Source organism: Actinopolymorpha pittospori, from assembly GCF_014873875.1.
GTDB lineage: Bacteria > Actinomycetota > Actinomycetes > Propionibacteriales > Actinopolymorphaceae > Actinopolymorpha > Actinopolymorpha pittospori.
Map to the genome: position 1 here is coordinate 6,301,433 of NZ_JADBEM010000001.1, position 17,577 is coordinate 6,319,009.

Annotated in this window: 16 protein-coding genes; 12 read left to right on the forward strand and 4 right to left on the reverse strand. The window is 68.9% G+C overall.

Annotated features, from left to right (window positions below; translation table 11 throughout):
* Positions 1–2: 2 nt before the first annotated feature.
* From HEB94_RS29445 to HEB94_RS29470, 6 genes are all read left to right on the forward strand, one after another.
* Positions 3–911, forward strand: coding sequence for a carbohydrate ABC transporter permease (locus HEB94_RS29445; protein WP_192752894.1), 909 nt, complete (start codon positions 3–5; stop codon positions 909–911).
* Positions 912–922: 11 nt separating this feature from the next.
* A complete protein-coding gene (locus HEB94_RS29450) occupies positions 923–1,822 on the forward strand; it encodes a carbohydrate ABC transporter permease (protein WP_192752895.1) in 900 nt (299 codons plus the stop codon).
* Positions 1,823–1,893: 71 nt separating this feature from the next.
* The gene (locus tag HEB94_RS29455; protein ID WP_192752896.1) at positions 1,894–2,946 is read left to right on the forward strand and encodes a zinc-binding dehydrogenase; all 1,053 of its coding nucleotides are present in this window, start codon (positions 1,894–1,896) and stop codon (positions 2,944–2,946) included.
* The gene (locus HEB94_RS29460) at positions 2,943–3,755 is read left to right on the forward strand and encodes a sugar phosphate isomerase/epimerase family protein (protein ID WP_337918040.1); all 813 of its coding nucleotides are present in this window, start codon (positions 2,943–2,945) and stop codon (positions 3,753–3,755) included. Before HEB94_RS29455 ends, HEB94_RS29460 begins: the two co-directional genes overlap by 4 nt.
* The gene (locus tag HEB94_RS29465) at positions 3,748–5,349 is read left to right on the forward strand and encodes an N-acyl-D-amino-acid deacylase family protein (RefSeq protein ID WP_192752897.1); all 1,602 of its coding nucleotides are present in this window, start codon (positions 3,748–3,750) and stop codon (positions 5,347–5,349) included. Before HEB94_RS29460 ends, HEB94_RS29465 begins: the two co-directional genes overlap by 8 nt.
* Positions 5,350–5,380: 31 nt before the next feature.
* The gene (locus HEB94_RS29470) at positions 5,381–6,526 is read left to right on the forward strand and encodes a mandelate racemase/muconate lactonizing enzyme family protein (RefSeq protein WP_192752898.1); all 1,146 of its coding nucleotides are present in this window, start codon (positions 5,381–5,383) and stop codon (positions 6,524–6,526) included.
* 125 nt (positions 6,527–6,651) lie between these two features.
* Here the strand turns inward: HEB94_RS29470 and HEB94_RS29475 are convergent, their stop codons facing one another.
* Positions 6,652–7,233: a molybdopterin-dependent oxidoreductase gene (locus HEB94_RS29475; protein ID WP_192752899.1), complete on the reverse strand. Its 582-nt coding sequence runs from the start codon at positions 7,231–7,233 to the stop codon at positions 6,652–6,654.
* A gap of 361 nt (positions 7,234–7,594) precedes the next feature.
* Here HEB94_RS29475 and HEB94_RS29480 point away from each other — a divergent pair, with 361 nt between their 5' ends.
* Entirely contained in the window at positions 7,595–8,137 is a 543-nt protein-coding gene (locus HEB94_RS29480; RefSeq protein ID WP_337918041.1) for a cupin domain-containing protein, read from the forward strand.
* 41 nt (positions 8,138–8,178) lie between these two features.
* Here the strand turns inward: HEB94_RS29480 and HEB94_RS29485 are convergent, their stop codons facing one another.
* Positions 8,179–9,012 (reverse strand): HIT family protein, encoded by an 834-nt coding sequence (locus HEB94_RS29485; RefSeq protein WP_192752900.1) that lies wholly within the window; start codon positions 9,010–9,012, stop codon positions 8,179–8,181.
* A 256-nt stretch (positions 9,013–9,268) separates the two neighbouring features.
* Here HEB94_RS29485 and HEB94_RS29490 point away from each other — a divergent pair, with 256 nt between their 5' ends.
* Positions 9,269–10,195 (forward strand): NADP-dependent oxidoreductase, encoded by a 927-nt coding sequence (locus HEB94_RS29490; protein ID WP_192752901.1) that lies wholly within the window; start codon positions 9,269–9,271, stop codon positions 10,193–10,195.
* A gap of 386 nt (positions 10,196–10,581) precedes the next feature.
* Positions 10,582–11,277: a sulfotransferase family protein gene (locus HEB94_RS29495; RefSeq protein ID WP_337918042.1), complete on the forward strand. Its 696-nt coding sequence runs from the start codon at positions 10,582–10,584 to the stop codon at positions 11,275–11,277.
* 85 nt (positions 11,278–11,362) lie between these two features.
* Here HEB94_RS29495 and HEB94_RS54845 read toward each other — a convergent pair whose 3' ends face one another.
* The gene (locus HEB94_RS54845) at positions 11,363–11,842 is read right to left on the reverse strand and encodes a histidine phosphatase family protein (RefSeq protein WP_192756743.1); all 480 of its coding nucleotides are present in this window, start codon (positions 11,840–11,842) and stop codon (positions 11,363–11,365) included.
* A 3-nt stretch (positions 11,843–11,845) separates the two neighbouring features.
* Positions 11,846–12,784: a phosphotransferase gene (locus HEB94_RS29505; protein ID WP_192752903.1), complete on the reverse strand. Its 939-nt coding sequence runs from the start codon at positions 12,782–12,784 to the stop codon at positions 11,846–11,848.
* Between the two features lie 326 nt (positions 12,785–13,110).
* On the opposite strand from HEB94_RS29505, the gene HEB94_RS29510 reads away from it, so the two are divergent.
* Genes HEB94_RS29510 through HEB94_RS51270 form a run of 3 tightly spaced genes read left to right on the forward strand, consistent with a single transcriptional unit; the run spans position 13,111 to position 17,566 of the window.
* Complete coding sequence (locus tag HEB94_RS29510) at positions 13,111–15,018, forward strand: ABC transporter substrate-binding protein (RefSeq protein WP_192752904.1); 1,908 nt, start codon at positions 13,111–13,113, stop codon at positions 15,016–15,018.
* A complete protein-coding gene (locus tag HEB94_RS29515; RefSeq protein ID WP_192752905.1) occupies positions 15,015–16,472 on the forward strand; it encodes an argininosuccinate lyase in 1,458 nt (485 codons plus the stop codon). The genes HEB94_RS29510 and HEB94_RS29515 overlap by 4 nt, the downstream gene beginning before the upstream one ends.
* Positions 16,469–17,566: an enolase C-terminal domain-like protein gene (locus HEB94_RS51270; RefSeq protein WP_192752906.1), complete on the forward strand. Its 1,098-nt coding sequence runs from the start codon at positions 16,469–16,471 to the stop codon at positions 17,564–17,566. Before HEB94_RS29515 ends, HEB94_RS51270 begins: the two co-directional genes overlap by 4 nt.
* Positions 17,567–17,577 lie beyond the last annotated feature (11 nt).

Below are 17,577 nucleotides of genomic sequence, written 5' to 3' on the forward strand. Positions count from 1 at the left end.
CGATGGCTTCGGCATCCGCGGTGGGAGTTCGCGCGACCAGGAACGCGAAGGCCTGGCTCGGCATCCTCCTCGTCGCGCCGACCCTCGTCCTGACGGTCGTCTTCTTCCTCTTCCCCCTCGCCAGCTCCATCTACTTCTCGCTCACGTCCTGGAACGGCACCACGGTGCAGGCGCCGTTCGTCGGCCTGAGCAACTTCACCGCGATGGCCACCGACCCCGAGGTCCTCCACGCCCTTGGCAACAACGCGATCTGGGTGGTGATCGGCACCGCGGCGCCGCTGATCGTCGGGCTCGTGCTCGCCGTCATTCTCTGGACGGGTGTGAGCGCGGTGCTGCTCTACCGGCTGGTGTTCTTCCTGCCGTTCGTCCTGCCCGGGGTGGCCATCGGCATCGTCTGGGGCTGGATCTACGACCCCGTGAACGGCTGGCTCAACCGGTTGCTCGGCTACGTCGGTCTGGAGGAGTTCGCGCGCGGCTGGCTGGGGGAGCCGGGAAGCGCGCTGTACGCCGTTCTCGCCGCCGCCATCTGGGCGACGTTCGGCTTCGTCGTGGTGATCTTCCTGGCCGCCCTGCAGAACGTCGACCTGGACCAGGTGGACGCGGCCCGGTTGGACGGCGCCGGATCGCTGCAGCGGCTGTGGTACGTGATCATGCCGCAGATCATGCCGGTCTTCCTGATGGTCACCACGATCACGCTGGTGGGTGGCATCAGCGTCTTCGACATCGTCTTCATCATGACCGGTGGCGGTCCCGGCAACGCCACGTCCGTCCTCGGAACCTACGCCTACGAAAACGCCTTCCAGCTCAACAAGATCGGGTACGGAACGGCGCTCGCGCTGCTCATCACCGTCCTGTCGGTGCCGATCGTCGTGCTGTTGAACCACGTCCAGCGTCGGCTCTCGGATCGGTGAGGGGTGAGGCGATGAGCGCTTCGGTGACCACCGGGCTCTCCCGGTCCGCCACGAGGACCGGAGATGCCGGCGTGTCCCGGCGGCCCGGTGACCGGCTGTCGGTGGGGATCGGCAAGCACGCGGTCCTCCTGGTCTTCGCCGCGATCTCCCTCTTTCCGGTCGTCCTGGTCGTGTCGACCGCGTTGAAGAGCGCGATCGACGTGCGCACCGACCCGTTCGGGCTGTTCGGATCGTTCAGCTTCCAGAACTTCGTCGTCGCCTGGACCGACGGAAGGTTCGGAGCCTTCCTGTGGAACAGCGTGTTGTTGTCGGTGCCGACCACCGTCGTGGTCGTCGCGCTGTCGACCGCCGCCGGATACGCGTTCGCCCGGTGCCCGTTTCCCGGCCGGGGCATCGCCTTCTACGCGGTCGTGCTCGGCCTGCTGGTCCCGTTCTTCACGTTCATGATCCCGCTGTACTTCCAGTTGCGCGACATCGGCCTGCTCGACACGCTGATCGGCGTCCAACTCGTGCTCGTCTCGACGGGACTGTCGTTCGGCACCTTCTTCATGCGCTCGTTCTTCGTCGACCTGCCCGACGAACTCGAGCAGGCGGCGCGGGTGGACGGCGCCAGCGAATGGCGGATCTTCTGGTACGTCATGACTCCGCTGGTGCGGTCCGGTGCGGGCGCCCTGGCGGTGTTCACGTTCCTGCAGAACTGGAACAACTTCCTGGTACCCCTGCTCTATCTCCCCGGTGGCGACTACACGCCGCTGACCGCGGGCCTGTACCTGTTCGCGAGTGGCCGCACGATCGAGGTGGGCCCGCTCGCCGCCGGCACCCTGATCACCATCCTGCCGGTCATGGCGTTGTTCGTCGCCGCCCAACGCCAGGTCATCCGTGGATTCATCGCCGGCTCGGTCAAGGGGTGAGTCACCGCGAGCCGACGCCGGACGACAGTCCGGCCGACCCCGCCGTCCGCCAAGGAAGGGAGTGACCATCCATGGGCAAGGTCGTGCGCTTCGAGGCACCACGCACCGCCTCGATCGTCACCGAGGACGATCCTCCGCTCGGCCCGGACGAGGTCCGGCTGCGCACCCTCTACTCCGGCATCTCGGCGGGTACCGAACTCACCGCCTACCGTGGCTCCAACCCCTACCTCACCAAGCGTTGGGACGACGACCAGCGCCTGTTCGTACCCGGGTCGACGAGCCGGGAGTACCCGCTCGACGGATGGGGGTACGAAGAGGTCGGCGAGGTCGTCGAGACCGGTGCGGAGGTGACGTCGGTTCGCGCGGGGCAGGTGGTCTGGGGCACCTGGGGACACCGGACGAGCTGCGTGCGGAGCGCGGAGTACGCCGCCGACCGGATCCTCGACCCTGATGCCGACCCGATGCTCGGGATCTTCTCCCAGATCGGCGCGATCGCTCTCAACGTCGTCCTCGACGCCGACATCCACATCGGCGAGACCGTCGCGGTGTTCGGCCTGGGCGTTCCCGGCCAGATCGCCGCGCAACTGGCCCGACTCAACGGTGCGCGTGTCATCGGGGTCGACGCGATCCCCGGTCGGCTCGAGCTCGCCCGATCGCTCGGCGCCGAGGAGGTGCTCGACGCCCGCGAAGGGTCGGTCGCCGAACGCGTCCACGAGCTGACGCAGGGCCGCGGCGCGGACGTCTCGCTCGAGGTGAGCGGCAGGTATCCCGCGCTGCACGAGGCGATCCGTTCGACCGCGTACTCCGCGCGCGTCGTCGCCGCGGGCTTCTTCCAGGGCGAAGGGCAGGGGCTCCTGCTGGGCGAGGAGTTCCATCACAACCGCGTGCAGGTGGTCTGCTCCCAGATCTCCGGCGTCGCGCCCGCGTTGTCCTACCGCTGGAATCCCCACCGTGTCGCGCGTACGGCGATCGACCTCGCGGTCGCGGGCCGGCTTCAGGTACGTCCGCTCGTCAGTCACGTGCTGCCCTTCAGCGACGCGGCCAAGGCGTTCGAGCTGCTCGACACGACACCGGAGCAGGCCGTCCAGGTCGTTCTGGAGATGGAGAGAGGATCGAACCCGTGACGATCAGACTCGCCGCGCAGGAGCACATGCTCGAGGGCGCGACCCTGGTGGAGAAGTTCCGCTTCGCGCAGGCATGCGGGTTCGACGGTGTCGAGCTGCGGGGCGCCGGTAAGGGATGGTTCGGCGCCCGGGTCGAGGAGGTCCGCGCCGCCCGTGCGGCCGGCGTCGTCATGCCGACGGTCTGCGTGATGATGGACCACTTCATCGGCGACTTCGACGCGGCCCGGCGTAAGGACGCGCGGGAGCAGATGAAGATCCTGCTCTCCGTCATCGTCGAGGCGGGTGGGTTCGGAGCCGTCACGCCGGCGTCGTACGGCATGTTCTCCCTCCGGCTCCCGCCGTTCGAACCTCCGCGCACGGCGGAGCAGGACCGCGAGATCCTGCTGGAGGAGCTGACCGCACTCGGAGAACACGCCCGGGACGTCGGCGCGGTGGTCCTGCTGGAACCGCTGAACCGGTACGAGGACCACATGGTCAACACCCTCGCCGCGGGCGCCGGCCTGGTGCGCGAGGTGGGCCTCGCGAGCGTGGCGTTGATCGGCGACTTCTTCCACATGAGCATCGAGGAGTCCGACCCGGCGCAGGCCCTGCGCGACGTCGCGCCGCACCTGCGTCATCTCCAACTCGGCGACACCAACCGCCTGGAGCCCGGAGCGGGCCACTACGACTGGGCCCGCAGCCTGGACGCTCTGGAGGAGATCGGGTACGACGGCTGGATGGCGATGGAGTGCCGGCTGTCCGGACCACCCGCGCAGGTGCTGCCGCGGGTGTCGGCGCTGCTACGGCGACCGGCGGGCGCGGATGCTTGACCTGCTCGTCGCCGGCGGACTGGTCGTGGACGGCGACGGGCGTCCGGCGTACCCGGCCGACGTCGGTGTCCGCGGAGATCGGGTCGTCGCGGTCGGCCCGCTCCCGCACGCCGGCGCGCACCGACGCATCGACGCCACCGGTCTCACGGTCTGCCCGGGGCTGATCGACCCGCACAGCCACAGCGACTGGTCGATCCTCGGCAACCCCACCGCGCAGAGCACGATCCGCCAGGGCGTCACGACCGAGGTCGTCGGGAACTGCGGTGTCACCTACGCACCGCTGGGGCCGGCGTCGCGGATCGCCGCGGCGGCTGCGCTGCGGGGGTTCGGCTACGACGGACCGGTGGACTGGAGGAGCTTCGGCGACCTGCTGGACCGGGTCGCGAGCATCCGCACGTCCCAGAACCTCGCCTGGTACGTCGGCCACAGCGCGCTCCGCGACGCCGCCGGCGTCGGGACGGGGACTCCCACCGCCGAGCAACTCGCGGCGATGGCCGAGTTGCTCGCCGAGGCGATGGACGCGGGCGCGCTGGGGATGTCGAGCGGTCTGGAGTACGGCTCGGGACGTTCGGCCGGCACCGACGAACTGGTCGCGCTCGCCGCTGTCCTGCGGACCCGAGGGGGCCGGTACGCGAGTCACATCCGCAACCGGGACGCCGCCCTCGGCGACGCGGTGGAGGAGTTCTTCACCGTCGCGAGGGCAGCGGGTGGGCGCGCGCAACTGTCGCACCTCAACGTCCGGCACGACACCGGTGCGGGGCCGGACGCGTGGGGACGCGCCGTCGAGCGTCTCGTCGCCGAGCGGAGCGGGGGAACCGACGTCCTCGCCGACATGACGCCCTACGCCGACGGCATCGGCATGGCCACCGGTCTGCTGCCTCCCTGGCTGCTCGCCGACGGCCCGGCCGAGGCGGCCGCGCTCCTCGGTGATCCCGACGTACGGCGGCGGCTGCGGCACGACTGCGACCGCTACTGGCGATTCGTCCACCGTGGCCAGTGGGACCGGGTCACCCTGCAGGCCAGCCCGGCGACACCTGAACTCGAAGGGCTGAGCTTCCCGGAGATCGCGCGCCGGCTCGGAGGCGACGAGTGGGACGCCTACTTCGACGTCCTCGCCGCGGCCGGACCCGACCTGGCGCACGTCCAGTTGCTCGCGCGACTCTTCACCGACGAGCATGTCGGGGAGGCGATCAGGCATCCGCTGTTCTGCCTCGGCGTCGACGCCTACACCAGCCGGATCGACGGGCCACTCGCGGCGCGGTCGCGGCACCCGCTCTTCTTCGCCGGTCACGTGCACTACCTGACCCACCATGTCCGTGACAAGGGAACGTTGACGCTGGAGACGGCGGTCCACAAGATGACGGCCATGGTGGCGGACCACTTCGGGCTGCCCGGGCGTGGCCGACTCCGGACCGGTTCGTTCGCGGACATCGTCGTCTTCGACCTGCCCCGACTTCGCGAGACAGCGACCACACGCGCCCCGCACGCCTATCCGGTCGGGGTGCCGTACGTCGTCGTCAACGGCACACTGGTCGTCGACGAAGGCTCACACACCGAAGCCACGCCGGGCCGCTACCTGGCGCGCCAGCACTGACGAGTAAGCCCGGAAACAGGAGAGGGGACCGATGAGGATTCGCGGCATCCGCGTCGCGGGACTGCGCGGTGGCACACCGGCCGGCGGATGGAGTGAGGAGCTCCGCCCGGACGACGTGGTGCACACCCTGGTGGCGGTGCACACCGACGAGGGGCTGATCGGGATCGGCAGCGTCTTCACCCACGAGTCGCTGGTTCGCGGTGCCCTGGCCGTCCTGGAACCCCTGTGCCTGAACGAGAACGCCCTCGAGCCCGAACGCGTGTCCGAGAAGCTCCATCAGAACACCTTCTGGATGGGCCGTGGCGGCTCCATCACCCACACGATCAGCGGGATCGACATCGCGCTGTGGGACCTGTTCGGGCAGGCGACCGGACAGCCGGTGGGCCGGCTCCTCGGTGGGCGCTACCGCGACCGGGTGATGCCATACGCCTCTGTGCTGATGGACGAGCCCGCAAGGTTGGCGGAGGAGCTCGCCGAGCTGCGTGGCGAGGGCTTTCGGGCGTACAAGATCGGCTGGGGCCCGTTCGGTCGGGTGAGCGCTGCCGAGGACGAGCGGATCGTCGCGGCGGCCCGTGAGGCGGTGGGACCGGACGCCCTGCTCGCCGTCGACGCCGGAGGGAGCGACGCCGACTGGCGGGGCGACTACAAGTGGGCGCTGCGTACCTCCCACATGCTCGCCGGCTACGCCGTGGCGTGGTTCGAGGAGGCGCTCGACCCCGACGCCGTCGAGGACTTCGCCCTGCTGCGCCGCGAGGCGCCGCTCCCGATCTCCGGTGGTGAGGTGCTGACCAGGCGGCAGGCGTTCCTGCCGTTCTTCCAGGCCGGCTCGTTCGACATCGTGCAGCCGGACACGACGAAGGTCGGCGGTCTGTCGGAGTCCCGCCGGATCGCCTACGCCGCACAGGATCACGGCGTACGGTTCATCCCGCACGGGTGGAACACCGCGGTCGGCCTGGCGGCCGACCTCCAGCTCGCCTCGGGGTTGGCCGAGGTCGACCTGGTGGAGTACAAGACCGGCTCGCCCTACATCGACGAGATCGTCGCCGAGCCGTGGAAGCTCGACGCCGACGGCATGCTGTCGATCCCGAACGGCCCGGGCCTTGGCCTACGACTGGACTTCGACGCGGTGGCCCGCTTCACCGACGGCGCTGACCTGCGCCGGCTCGAGAGCAGCTGACCGACCGTCGTTCCGTGCGCCACCACGAGGCGGGGTGAGCCGACGCAGCGCGGCTGACTCCGCAGCGTGCCTTACCTGCGGTCCCAGGTGCCGCACGGCGGGTTCGACGCGGCTCCGGAAACCACTCAGTCGCCGGCCGCGTCGAGGTGAAGTTGGACGAGACCGGAGACGTACCGTCCGCCGTGCAGATCGCCGGGTACGACGAGGCGCGGCCTGCCGTCAGCGGCGGGCCGGCCGTCCTCGGTGAGGGCGACCAGGACGCTCTTCGCCTCGAAGTCGGCGTCGATCTCGCCCCACGCCACGGCGGCCCGATAGCCGTCGCTGCCGGTCGCGGTGACGACGTGGCGAAGCTTGTCGTTCTTGACGGCGGGATCGAAGCGCGGCTGGACCTTGTCGAGGACGTCCACGAGGAGCGGACCTGTGTAGGTGTGGGTCTGCGAACCGGAGCCGGACTGGAAGGTCACGGTGACCCGCTGCCGCGGTAGCCGGGCGAGGTCGGCGACGCTGAGCTGGCCAGGCTGGTTCACGGCACCGTCGACGAGGAGGGTGACGCGTTCACCGACGTCTCGGCCGGACGCGACCGTGGCGCCCGCGACGGCGTTGTTGGCCGCCGCCGGAGCCTGGGCGGCTCCGCTCAGGGTGACGCAGGCGGCGAACGCGATGCCGAGGGCGGAGAGACGGTGGGTCACGCTGGTGTTGAGCTTCATGCCGGGCTCTCCCGTGAGGTCGTGACGAGGGGTCGCGTGCATTCAACCGTGCGCACCCCGCTGTCGGGCGAGGTTCGGTCCAGGTCCTGGAAGGCGCTTCACGTTCTCGCGAGGAAGAACTGACGCGGGTCCGGGACGGCGCCGGGCCGTAGACTGCGCGGGCAGTGCGGCGTCGTCCGCCGCGGCGAGAGCGAGGAACCATGAGTCATCGGCACCCGCCAGGCCTGTGCGCCTGCGACACACCGCCCCAGGCACCCCATCGGCACCCGCCGGGCCTGTGCGCGTGTGACGACGTGAACCCCGAGGCCGCACCCGCGCTCGCCGCGGGGCCCGGGACGGTGCCCGCGCCGGGAGCACGCACGTGACCCAGCCAGACCTGCCGGCGGACGCCGGCCGTTATCGCCGCACCGAGTCGGGCCTACGCGTCCCCGAGGACGCGTTCCACCGCAAGCTGCACCACATCGCGCCGGCCGCCCTGTCGGAAAGCACTGCCCAGAGCGCGGGCATGCGCCGGATGGAGGCCATCAGCGGTACGACCGTCGGCTCGCGTCAGCTCTGGATGGGGCAGGCCCACGTCGGGGCGGCGACGAGTTCCGCGAACCATCACCACGGTCACTCCGAAACCGCGATCTTCGTGGTCAGCGGCCATCCGGAGTTCGTCTTCCTCGATATCGAGGAGGACGAACCTCGCGAGGTCCGGATCGTCACCAACCCCGGCGACTACATCTACGTCCCGCCGTTCGTGCCGCATCGGGAGGAGAATCCCGACCCGGAGCAGGAGGCGGTCGCGGTGATCGCGCGGACGACGCAGGAAGCGATCGTCGTCAACCTGCCGGACCTGCGCTGGGCCGGGCCGGTCCTCACCAACAGCGAGGACGTCCGTCACGGCGAAGCCGAGTCCTGAACGCTCGGCACGGCGCGGACACGCTTCACCGGCCGGTCGACCTACCCTTGGGCCCGGATGCCGATTCGCCGCCCAAGAATCTCGAACGGGTTCGCCGGCTCCTCGCGCGAGCGCCCGACAACATGCACGTGCGCGTGCGGTGTCGTCTGGCCGGCTCGCGCACCGTCGTTGACGAAGCAGCTCAGGCCGGTCGATCGAAAGCGCCTCCCTAAGTCGACCCGAACCTCGTGGAGCCTGGCCGCGTACGACACGATCTCGTCCGGGCGAAGTGATCCCACACTCGCCACATGGCGCAGCGGCAGCACCAGAACGTTCGCCTCGACCAGCGGATCGCGGGGACGCAGCACCCGTACCCCCTGCGCCCGCCACACTTCCTGGTCTCGTTCGACTTCCGGGAGGCAACCGTCGCACTCGGCCGAAGCAGCCGCGCGCATCGTTGGAGTGAAGGGCGTCGACGTCTCGATGGTCGCGAGGACCGTCTCGAGACGCTTGGCCAGGCTGGACTCCTCGTCCGCGGGCAGCGGGGTGGGACGCTCGCGCGCGGGCAGTGCCATCGCCCGCACCGGCTTGGTCCGCTCGCCGGGACCGCGACCGAAGACGTGCAGGACTGCGCCTTCCCACTCAGGTGCCGGCTCACCGATGCCATCGCCGAACGGTGTCCAGGACCACGAGAAACTCAGGGCGAAGCCGTCGCAGCCGAGGACGGTGTGCAGGGCGTTTCGAGTGGCTCGGTAGGCCCGGACCAGTTCGGCCGCCTGCGGGAGGGACATTCGGGCCGGGTCGAGTGGAGCCAGGGCCCGGATGGCCACGTGGGCTTCGGTGAGGGCGTGTGCGGGACGGGCGATCTCCCACGTCGGAAACGTGAGCAACGGCATAGCGTCCGGCAATCCTCTGTCCTCTCAGCCGAGGCTTCCACCCACAGGTCCAACCAACCACACCGGTGCCCCCGGAACAAGGCGTGAAGGACGCTCGTCCGCGTCGGCGCAAGCCAGCCTTGCCATGGTCGCCGTTCGAACCGGCGTTCGAGCTTCTTCACCCCTGGTCGGGGCGTCACCGAACGCTCCGGAATGACGCCGCCCTTCCCCACGTTGCCCTGTCGAAGGTTTGGCAACTCGAGCAGGAGAGGTACCCATGGCAGACACCTACCGAGCCGTCGTGTTCTCGGAGTACGGAGATCCTGACGTTCTGCGCATCGTCGAACGTGACGCTCCGCGGCCAGGCCCGGGGGAGGTGCGGATCGCCGTCCGCGCGGCCGGCGTGAACCCCATCGACTGGAAGGTCCGCAGCGGTGTGATGCCGTTGGTACCGGCGGGCGGCTTCCCGTCCGTTCCGGGCGTCGACGTGGCCGGTGTCGTCGAGGAGGTCGGCGAGGGCGTCACGGAGTACGCGGTGGGTGACGAGGTGCTCGGCGCCGCCAGTTCCGGCAGCTACGCCGAAGTCGCGGTGGCCCCGGTCGAGAAGATCACCGCCAAGCCCTCCGAAGTGTCCTGGGAGGTCGCCGGCGGCCTGTCGGTGGCCGCGACCACGACGTACCGGGTCTTCGCGCTCCTCGACCTCACTCCCGGCGAGACCGTGCTGATCGACGGTGCGGCGGGAGGTGTGGGTACCGTCGCGGTCCAGGTGGCCAGGCATCGGGGGCTCACCGTCATCGGGACGGCCAGCGAACGCAACCACGACTATCTCCGGTCACTCGGTGCGATCCCCGTGACGTACGGCGACGGGCTCGCCGACCGTGTCCGCGCGGTCGCCCCGCAGGGTGTCGACGCCGCCGTGGACGCTTCGGGGCGAGGGTCGCTCGCGACGCTGGTCGACCTGACGGGCGGACCCGAGCGGGTGGTGACCATCGCCGACGGCGCGGCCGCCGACCTGGGGGTGCGCTTCACGTTCGGGGGACCGGACGAGGTGCCGGGAAGCCTCGCCGACGCGGTGGCCCTGGTCGCCACGGGCAAGCTCATCCTGCCGATCGCCCGCACGTACTCCCTGGCGGAGGCGGCGAGCGCGCACTGGGACAGTGAGGCCGGTCACGTTCAGGGCAAGCTGGTGCTGCTCACGAGCTGAGTCCGGGTGGCTCCGCGGCCGCGTCGTCGACCGCGGAGCCGGCGCCTGCGGCGAAGGCTGGAGGGACGCGTCCGGGCTGTTTGCGATCTCGTTGTACACGTCTGGCGGCGGACGGTGGTCGGCAGGATCCGGACGCGACCGTTCAGGAAACTCTTAGCTCTCCTCGTTTACGATCCATTTACCATGACGTGCGGTTATCCATACGGAGCCCGGTGGTCTTCATGACTCCGCGACTTCGAGCCACAGTGAAGCAACAGCTGTCTGGGCATCCCAGGCTGCTTCGTGAGGTGCGGCGGGTTCGGCGGGCCGCGCGGCGTCCGGCTCGATGGCGAGCCGCGCGACGAAGGATCGCGGCCGACGCGCGGTCGGTCCGTTCGCCGGTCTTCGTGATCTGTCCGGTCCGGTCCGGGTCGACGTTGTTACGGGTGTTGCTGAACAGCCACCCCGACATCTGCGCTCCGCACGAGCTGCACCTGCGCTTCGTGCGTGTGGCGTTCGAGCGTCACTACGCCGAGCTGTCCATGAAGGAGCTCGGGCTGGACCAGGACGAGCTCGAGTACGTCCTGTGGGACCGGATCATGCACCGCGAGCTGGTGGCGAGCGGGAAGCGGGTCCTCATCGACAAGACGCCGGGGAACGCGACGTTCCACGAGCGGTTGGTGGCCGGGTGGCCTGACGCGCGGTTCATCTTCCTGCTGCGCCATCCCGCGTCGATCGTGGCGTCCCTCATGGAGACCAGGCCCGACCGCGAGCTCACGTCGACGATCCGGGAGGCACTGACCTACCTGGAGGGCGTCGAGGAGGCGCGGAAGTCCGTGCCCGGTCTGGTGGTGCGGTACGAGGATCTGGTCGCCGATCCGGCGACGGTGACCCGTCAGGTGTGCCAGTACGTCTCGGTCCGTTGGGATCCGCGGATGTTGGAGTACGGCAGAAGCCAGCACGGCACGTTCCGCGCCGGCATCGGTGACTGGACGCTCAAGATCCGCTCCGGGCGGGTGCAGCCGGGCCGGGAGCTCCCCGATCCGGCCGACGTCCCCGAGCAACTACGCCCGATCGCCAGGGCGTGGGGCTACCTGGACTGACCATGCCGCGGAGCCTGACGCCTGTCCGGTAAGGCTCCTCGTCTGTTCGCCGGCCAGCTGGAAGCTTGTCAAGGCTGGGTTGCGCTCAGCTGAGCGGGTGCCCGATCGAGCGGAGGTTCCATCGGCCCGCTTCACCGGTCAGTACCGTGCGGGTCAGCGGTGCGACGTTGACCCGCCAGTACGACTCAGGCGTGGCGCGGATCGCGTGCACGATCGCGGCCCGGATGACTGCGGCGTGGGAGACGGCGAGTACGCGGCGCGGCCCGCCACGGAGGTTCTCGAGCCAGTCGCCGGCTCGGGCGATCAGGTCGAGGACGGACTCACCGCCGTGCGGCGCCGCCGCGGGAGAGCCAAGCCATGCCGCGACGGCATCCGGCTCGCCGGCCGCGACGGTTCGGACTGGTGTTCGGCGTCCTCGCCCAGCGCGTCCTTCAGCCGCGGGCGTCGCTGTTCGCCTCCGCCGTTCCGGGACGGGTAAGTCGTTCGGGTACGACGACCCTGTCGTAGAGGTCCTCGCCGCGCCGATGTGCGTACCCGTAGGGAACGCCGTTCCCTTGGGCAGCAGTCCCTACCAGTGCAACCGGCGCGCGAGCCAGCGGAGTACGGCATCGCCCTGGTCGCGCTGGAACTGCCGCACCGTCGGCAGCCCCGGTGCCGGCGGCCGCCGAGTGATGTCGTAGAAGTAGCCGCAGAGCCCTGCGAGGACCGCGTTGATGTGCCCGGCTGGTACCCGGGCGAGCAGGTCGCTCGCCGCGAGGAGTGCCTCGACGTCGTGGCCGCCGTACAGTTCGACGTTCACGAGGAGCAGGAGCGAGTCGGCCCAGTCGCATCCGCGGGACGCCCTCGGCCAGTCGACGAGGACGACGCTTCCGTCCGGTCGGACGAGGAGATTGTCCGCGCGGACATCCGTGTGGACGAGCGTGTCTCCCGCCAGCAGATCCGCGCTCGGGGCGCTGAGGTCGACAAGTTCGCTGAGGTGGGAGGCCGCGGGCTCGGGAAGCTCTGCCCATGGATCCTCGTGAAGGCGGATCCAGCCGGCGAAGTCTTTCCGAACCTCATCGGGCAGGAGAGGGACGGACTCGATAGGGCACGGAGTGAGGTGGCCGGCCAGCGACTCCAGTGTCGCGAGAACGCCGGCGATCTCCCCGGCGTCCCAAGGGGCCCTCGGGTGCCGGCCGTCGACGTCGGCGAGCACCAGTGCCACCCAGTCGCCGTCGTCGTAGACGCCGAGTAGCTGAGTCGCCGGCGTGCCGACCGGCAACCGGGCGGTAACTTGCGCTTCGCGACGGTGGAGCCCGGGGGAGTGCTCGTTCAACGCGGCGTTGACCGCCTTGACGAAGACCCGGCTGGCGTCGTCGGTACGGACGCGATCCGCTGTGCCGGGTGAGAAGCCGCCGCTCTGCGACACGGCCTCGACGACCCGACCGCCGATGACCTTCTCGATGCCTTCCTGGACGTCGGGAGGGATGTCCCTCCACCTGATACGTACCCCGCTGGCGTTGATCATGCCTGACGGTCTCACACGCCGCGTCAAGGCCGCGTGGCCGTCCTCCGTCCTCATTCCGGAGAACACCGCGGGCCAGACAGGCATGGCCGGAACGAGAAGCAACGCCACGTTGCGTGAGATCTCCTGTACGCGGCGGTTGACACCGTTCGGGGCCGGTCGTACCCTCGCATCACTGGAACTCAGATTTCACCATCCGGAATCTAAATCAGCCCTTTCGAGCGCGCCTCCCTGCGGAGCGCGCCGCTGAGAGCATCCGGATTTGGGGGAGGACTGCAGTGCACCGGAACGTCTCACGAAAAGAATTCCTGAAACTCTCAGGCGCTGCGATGGGTGCGACCCTGCTCGCCGGTTGCAGTTTCCTGTCCACCGACCCGGGCGGGCAGAAGGCGGTGAAGCCGACGGGAGCAAAGGGCGACGAGGCTCCCATGCTCGCCGAGCGGGTCCGCAGCGGAGGCTTGCCGGCGGTCAAGGACCGCCTGCCCAAGACTCCGCTGGTCGTTCAGCCGATCGATCGAATCGGAAAGTACGGAGGGACCTGGGAAACCGCCCTGCTCGGCGCCGCCGACACCGCGTGGCTCGGTCGCACGGTCGCCTACGACCGTATTGTTCACTGGGATCTCGGCTGGAAGGAGATCGTTCCCAACGTTGCCGAATCCTATGAAGTGTCAGCTGACGCAAAGGTGTACACGTTCAAGCTGCGCGAGGGCATGAAGTGGTCGGACGGTAAACCGTTCACCTCCGACGACGTCATGTTCTGGTACGAGGCCATCTTCTCCAACGCCACCCTCACGCCCGCCAAGCCGCTGTATCTGCAGACCAGAGAGCAGCCGGTCGTCGTCGACGCGCCGGACGCGACGACGGTGCGGTTTACGTTCAAGCATCCCAACGGCCTGTTCCTCCAGTGGCTCGCGACCTACGACACGGGCTTCGACTTCGTTCCCAAGCACTACATGTCGCAGTTCCACAAGGATCACAACCCGAACATCGCCGACCTGGTCGCCAAGGAGAAGGCGCCGGACTGGTCGGAGCTGTTCCTGCGCAAGCTCGATCCGTGGAACAACGTGGAGCGCCCCAGACTCCATGCCTGGCTGCCGAAGAACACCATCAGCGATGGCAACCGGATGGCGTTCGAGCGCAACCCCTACTACTTCAAGGTCGATCCTGACGGCAGTCAGCTCCCGTATCTGGACAACCTGGTCTACAACATCTTCAGCGAAGAGGAAGCGATCCTGCTCCAGGCTTCCAACGGACGGTTCGACTACCACAGCAGGCAAATCAACATCTCCCGGAACAAGCCGGTCCTGGCCGACAACCGGGAGAAGGGAAACTTCTCCCTCATCAACATGCCGACGGCCAGCATGAACACGATGGTGATCTGCCCGAACCTCACGCACGCCGACCCGGTGCGCCGGCGGATGCTGCAGAACAAGAACTTCCGGATCGCGCTCTCGCACGGCATCGACCGCCAACAGATCATCGACATCGTCTTCAAGGGGCAGGGCGAGCCCTGGCAGACGGCACCGCGGCCCGAGGCCCCCTTCTACCCGGCCAAGGACATGGCGAAGCAGTACACCGAACACGACCCGGCGAAGGCGAACCAGATCCTCGACGACGAAGGCTTCGCGGAGCGGGACGGTAGCGGTATCCGGCTCGACAGCGCCGGCAAGCCCATCGCGCTCACGGTGATGGCGCAGAACCGATACTTCGAAATGGTCGATGCGCTCGAGTTGATCGTCGACCAGTGGGCGAAGATCGGTATTCGGCTCCGGGTGGCCAACATGGACGGCACGCTCTTCGACAGTCGGGTGGAGGCGAACGACTTCGACCTCGCCGTCGACACCGGCGAGTACGGATACGTCGACGCCATCGTCGACCCGCGATACTTCTTCCCCTCCTATCTTTCCGGCGCCTCCTACGCGCCGCTGTGGTACCGGTGGTACGCCGACGACAAACCGAGCGAGCCACCGCCCCCGGCCATGCAACGGCAGATGTCGCTCTACCGCAACGAACTGCAGGCGGAGAAGGACCCGGAGGGGCAGGGCCGCGTGATGGCCCAGATCGTGGAGATCGCGCGCGACGAGTTCTGGACGATGGGAATCAGCCTGCCGCCGGACTCCTACGGCATTGTCCGCAACGACTTTCACAACGTCCCGAAGACCATGTGGGAGGCGTCGAGGTATCCCACGCCCGGCCCCTCGATGCCGTGCCAGTACTTCTCGGAGCGAACCTCATGACAGGAGCAGGTGCAGTGGAGTCCGCCGCCATCAGTGATGGCCAGATACTCGTGACACTCAACAAGGCTCAGCTCGTCATGTTGGACGAGGAGGGCCTGCTCGAGCCGGACCTGGTGGGCCGCGTCGCCGACGCGCTCGCCACTCTGGGGCCAGACTGGCCGGGGTCGGCGGGGGACTACCTCGCCTTCGAGAGCGAGCTCGTACGGATCGTCGGGCCGGAGGGGTCCAACCTCCACCTCGGCCGCAGCCGGAACGACCTCGGCGCGACCCGTGAGCGGCTGTGGCTGAAGCACGCGTTCTTCCAGACCCTCGCCGGGCTGGTGAAGGCGCGGCGCCTCCTGCTGGACCGGGTGAGCGAACACGGCGACGTCGTGATCGCGTCGTACACCCATGCCGTCCAGGCCCAGCCCATCTCACTCGGCCACTACCTGTTGGCACTGGACGCGTCACTCGCACGGGACGCGTCCCGTCTGGTGCAGGCCTACGCCCGCATCGACCAGAGCCCGCTCGGCGCCGGGGCGCTCGCGACGTCAGGCTTCCCACTCAATCGCCATCGGCTCGCGGAGCTGCTCGGCTTCTCCGATCTCTGCGAGAACTCCTACGACTGTATCGGCGTGGCTTCGGCGGACACGAAGGTCGAGCTTGCCCAGGTGTTCGCCACCTCGGCGATCGGTGTCGGCCGGTTCTGTTCGGACCTGGTTGCCCAACACGCCGCGCCGGCACCGGGGCTGACGGTCTCCAACGAGCTCACCGGCGGCAGCAGCATCATGCCGCAGAAGCGCAACCCAAAGGTGCTCGAGCACCTTCGCAACGTCTCGAGCAGGGTGGTCGGCGCGGCGGGCAAGGTGGTCGTGGTCTCCCACAACACGCCCTTCGGCGACATCGCCGACGTCCGCGGCATCGCGCTCACCGAGACCCTCGAGGTCGCCGACCTGGCTGGTGAGATGTACTCCACCCTCGCCGACCTGATGGCCGGGTTGGTGGTCGACGCCGCCGCGTTCGCACGGCTGGTGAAGTCGGACTACTCCACGATGACCGAGCTCGCGGACACCCTCTTTCGGGAGGCCGGCGTTCCGTTCCGGGTCGGACACGCGTTCGCCAAGAAGGTCACCGAGCTCGGGCGGGAACGCCTGATCGGACCGGCCGAGGTCGAGCAGGACGACCTTGCGCGGCTGTACGGCGAGCTCACCGGCGAAGCGTTCCCGCTCGACCACGCCAGCTATCTGCACGCGGTCGACCCGGGCGAGTTCGTGCGCGGTCGAACCGGCGTCGGTGGTCCCCAGCCGAAGGAGATCGCCCGGATGCTCACCGAGCACCAGCAGGCGGTCGACGAACTCGCGTCGTGGTCCCAGGCGGAGACGGACCGGCTGCGGCAGGCGGCAACCGACCTTGACGCCGCCTTCCTCGCACGTACGTCGACCACCGCAGGTGGGGAAGGACCGGCCACCTCGTGAAGGTCGACAGTATCGTCACGTACACGACACCACAGGTGTGTGTCGTCAAGGTCCGCACGGACGACGGTGTGGAGGGGATCGGGCAGACCGCCGCGCAGGGAGCCGAGATCTCCGCGCACGTGCTGCACGCCATGGTCGCGCCGTTCTTCCTCGGCACGGATCCCTTCGACGCAGAGTCGGTGACCGAGGAGTTCGTCCGGACGCACTACAAGTTCTTCGGCAGCTTCATGTGTCGCGCGCTCTGTGGCATGGAGACCGCCCTGTGGGACGTCATGGGCAAGGCGACGGGCCGACCCGTCTACCAGCTGCTCGGTGGCAAGGCACGGGACTCCGTGCCCATGTACGCCTCCAGCATGAGCAGGGCGATCAGCCCCCAGGACGAGGGCGATCGGCTGGGCCGGCTCATCGAGGAGAAGGGCTTCCGTGCGGTCAAGGTCCGCCTCGGCGACCGGATGGGCCGCGACGCCGACGCGAGTCCCGGACGCACCGAGCGGCTCATTCCCCACATCCGCGAACAACTCGGCGACCACGTCGCGATCAACGCCGACGCCAACAGCGGCTTCACGGTCTCCCGTGCCATCCGGGTGGGGCGGATGCTCGAGGAGTACGGCTACCACCACTTCGAGGAGCCGTGCCCCTATCCGGAGCTGGAGAACACCGCCGAGGTGGCCGCCGCGCTCGACATCCCGATAGCCGGTGGTGAACAGGACAACGTTCTTCCCCACTTCCGGCGGATGATCGCGATGCGTGCGGTGGACATCGTGCAGCCGGACGTGGGCTACGTCGGCGGTATCAGCCGAGCCCGCCGGGTCGCCCGGATGGCGGAGGAGGCCGGGATTCCCTGCACTCCGCACTGCGCGAACCAGTCGCTGCTCCAGGTGTTCACCGTGCATCTGGCCGCCGCGATGCCGGCATGCTCGCAGTACCAGGAGTACGGAATTGAGGACAATCCCTGGTCCCGTGACATCTATGGCCCGGTACCCCAGGTCGTCGGCGGGGAGATCGCGCTGTCAAGCCTTCCCGGCTGGGGCGTCGAGTTGACCCCGGACTTCGTCAAACGAGCCCAGGTCCAGGAGTTCGTGCCGACCCGGTAGTGCCGCAAGCC